The organism is Vibrio fujianensis, assembly GCF_002749895.1.
Classification (GTDB): Bacteria; Pseudomonadota; Gammaproteobacteria; order Enterobacterales; family Vibrionaceae; genus Vibrio; species Vibrio fujianensis.
The window spans coordinates 793,125-796,706 of the sequence record NZ_NBUS01000054.1; the positions used below are offsets into that span (position 1 = coordinate 793,125).

Annotated in this window: 3 protein-coding genes and 1 pseudogene; all 4 read left to right on the top strand. The window is 46.6% G+C overall.

The window, feature by feature from the left end:
- Nucleotides 1–115, top strand: a pseudogene (locus tag B7C60_RS19920) (bifunctional hydroxymethylpyrimidine kinase/phosphomethylpyrimidine kinase); the annotation flags it as partial.
- Between the two features lie 65 nt (nucleotides 116–180).
- Nucleotides 181–1,614 carry a 6-phospho-beta-glucosidase gene (locus B7C60_RS16745; protein ID WP_099612619.1) on the top strand — a complete coding sequence of 478 codons (1,434 nt, stop codon included), beginning with the start codon at nucleotides 181–183 and terminating at the stop codon, nucleotides 1,612–1,614.
- A gap of 271 nt (nucleotides 1,615–1,885) precedes the next feature.
- Complete coding sequence (locus B7C60_RS16755) at nucleotides 1,886–2,899, top strand: LacI family DNA-binding transcriptional regulator (RefSeq protein WP_099612620.1); 1,014 nt, start codon at nucleotides 1,886–1,888, stop codon at nucleotides 2,897–2,899.
- A 285-nt stretch (nucleotides 2,900–3,184) separates the two neighbouring features.
- Nucleotides 3,185–3,582, top strand: a 398-nt coding sequence (locus B7C60_RS16760; RefSeq protein WP_245869650.1) for a hypothetical protein, incomplete at its 3' end; no start/stop codon positions are given.

A 3,582-nucleotide genomic window follows, 5' to 3' on the forward strand; every position in this document is an offset into this window, starting at 1 on the left:
CCAGTTACAGGTAGGTAAAGGCCATGGGCCTGTGCATCATTTCTATGCGCTTCACGACAAAGTTCACACCGAACAGAAAAAATTGAAACCGGTTACAGAAACCGGTTTCAATTGAGTAAAAAACGATCTAGACTAGCCACAGATTAAGCCTATTTCTGGTAAATGATTAAGGGGTAACCTATGACACAGTACAGTTTTCCGAAAGATTTTCTCTGGGGCGGCGCAGTAGCGGCTCACCAAGTAGAAGGTGGCTGGAACAAAGACGGTAAAGGCGTGAGTGTGGTTGATGTGCTTACTAAAGGGGCGCATGAAGTACCGCGAGTGATCACCGATAGCGTAGAATCCGATCAGTTTTATCCTAACCATGAAGCGATTGATTTTTATGGACGTTATAAAGAGGATGTCGCGCTATTTGCTGAGATGGGCTTTAAATGCTTTCGCACATCGATTGCTTGGACGCGGATTTTTCCGAACGGCGATGAAGCCACACCTAACGAAGCTGGGCTGCAATTTTATGATGATTTGTTTGATGAGCTATTGAAATACGGCATTGAACCGGTCATCACCCTTTCGCATTTCGAAATGCCGAATCACTTAGTGAAACACTATGGCAGTTGGGCGAATCGCCAAGTGATCGACTTTTTCGTTAAATTTAGCCAGACTGTGATGGAGCGCTATCAGCACAAAGTCAAATACTGGATCACTTTTAATGAAATCAATAATCAGCGTAACTGGAAACTGCCGATTTGGGGATATTGTAACTCAGGCATGATCTACACCGATTACCCAAATCCTGAACAGATGATGTACCAAGTGCTGCACCATCAATTTGTTGCCAGTGCGCAAGTGGTCAAATTAGGCCATCAGATAAACCCTGATTTTAAAATCGGTAGCATGATCCACATCATGCCGCTCTACCCAGCTACTTGTCGTCCAGAAGACGTGTTACTCGCACAAGAGCTGATGCGCGAAAAGTATCTATTTAGTGACGTTCAAGTACGTGGCTACTACCCAAGTTATCTGATTAAAGAATGGCAACGTAAAAATATCCAAATCGACATCGCCGCTGAGGATGAGCAAATTTTACGTGAAGGCTGCGCTGATTACCTCGCGATCAGCTACTACATGACCAATATTGTCTCAACCCAGAAAGAGCAAGGACAAACCACCTCCTTGTTTGAAAATAGCCGTCTCAATCCATATCTACCCGCGTCGGATTGGGGCTGGCAAATCGATCCCGACGGTTTACGTGTTGCCTTATCTGAACTGTATGAGCGTTACCAAAAGCCAATTTTTATTGTCGAAAATGGTCTTGGCGCGATTGATGAAGTGCAAGCGGATGGTTCAATTAATGATGATTATCGAATTAACTATCTCAGCGAGCACATCAAAGCGGTGGCGACCGCCATTAACTACGATGGTGTTGAGGTGATGGGCTACACCCCTTGGGGCTGTATTGATTGCGTGTCGTTTACCACCGGTGAATACAAGAAACGTTATGGTTTTATCTATGTCGATAAACACGATGACGGTACGGGAACCCTAGCGCGCTCGAAGAAAAAAAGCTTTTACTGGTATCAGCAAGTGATTGCCAGTAATGGACAAAATATTTAATTCCATCGATACCCAAACCACTCGCCGTTGCCGCTAGGCGGCAAGTAGGAAGGGGATAGAGCTGAGATGAATAACACGCTATACCCAAACAACTTGGAGTTGCAGGTAGGCGGCAAGTGAGTAAGTCCCCATGAGCATAGATAGACTATGTGATTGGGGCGAACGAACGTAGCCAACACCCCTGCAGCTTCAAGTCGGAAGGGTATACACTCACCAGCCCTTTGCACGTTCAAGTGACAAAGGGCTGGATCAGTTAGGAGTAATCGTCGTCATGGCCACCATTAATGATGTATGCAAAGCTGCCGGAGTGTCTAAAGCAACCGTGTCACGAGTGCTGAACGGCAATGGCCAAGTAAAAGAATCTACCCGCCAAGCGGTTCTTGCTACCATGCAACAACTCGGTTATCAACCCAATACCTTGGCGCAAGCGCTAGCCACCAATACCTCTCATGCGATTGGTTTAAGCTTACCGCATTTTCAAAGCAGCTATTTTGGTAGTGTGCTGCATCATGCCGAACAAGGGGCCCACCAAGCGGGCAAAAAATTGCTGGTAGTGAATGGTAAAAATAGTGCTCAAGGTGAGCGAGAAGCGCTGCAAACATTGGCGAATCAACGCTGTGACACGATTATGATCTATAGCCGTCATTTAACGGAAAGCGAGCTCACTCAATGGCAACAGACGCATGCCATACCGCTCGTGGTGTTAAATCGACGCTTTTCTACGACTGCCATCGCAAGCTTTGGCTTAGATCAAATTCAATTAGCTACCCTTGCTATGCAGCACTTATTAACCCTTGGCCATCGAGCGATTGCTTGTCTTACTTCACCGCTCAACAGTGAAACTGGGCAGCTCCGCTTCGCCGCTTATCAGCAGCAACTCGCGCAATCTAATATTGAACCTAACCCTGATTTGATCGTCGCAGGCGATAATAGCCTTAACTCGGGCTACCATGCTACCCAGCAGCTACTCACTCGTGGCGTCAACTTTAGTGCGATTTTTGCCTGTAATGATGATATGGCGATTGGGGCCATTCGCGCTTTACATGAACACGGCCTGCACGTACCACGGGACATTGCCGTTGTGGGTATTGATAATGAACCTGCAGCGGCCTACGGCATTCCAAGTTTATCAACCGTGGCGCTGCCGATTGTCGAGTTAACTCAAGCGGCCACACAATGCGCGGTGATACTTGCTAATAAGCAGCCAGTGACCTCATTGCATCATACCTATCTTGGCCAGTTAATTGTGCGTGAGTCATCAATATCCGCTCAATCTTCAGCGTAAAACGATCACATTGCGCCGATTAAATGATATAACCGGGACTCCCTTTTGCACTATTGTTGATAAAACGCAAAGCAACGCCTTGCAGGTCAGTCAATGATGGTCTTTTCACACTTAACTGTCCTCCTCTACCCAAACAACTTGGAGTTGCAGGTAGGCGGCAAGTGAGTTCATCCCCATGAGCATAGACAGACTCTATGATTGGGGTGAACGAACGTAGCCAACACCCCTGCAGCTTCAAGTAGGAAGGGTATAGTGGTTAAGTTTTCTCTATAGTAAGGAATATGTATGTCTGATATCGCAACCAGTATTGATGCCATTCAACCAATGGTTGAGTCTTCTTCTGGCTCTATCTGGGGTTATGTGGTCGGTGGGCTAGTTCTTGTCGTGGCCGCTGGTTATTTTGGTTTCAAAAAGATTAACCAACCTGCATTTGTGATCAAACAAATGCGCAAGCGCAACCGCAAAGCAATGCAAAAACAAGGGATAGAAAGCACCGAAGCCGTAGCCGATTTAGATCATTTGTTGGATGCCGTTCAGCAACACGCTATCGATAATGGCATGAGTGGTACGGCGATGATTCAGCTGCTGGCCCCCCTCAATGATAAAGCCAAAATCAACTCTGCGGCCGGTTTTTATCAGGCCATGGCTTATATTGCCAAAAACATCCATCAGCCACAGCTAGT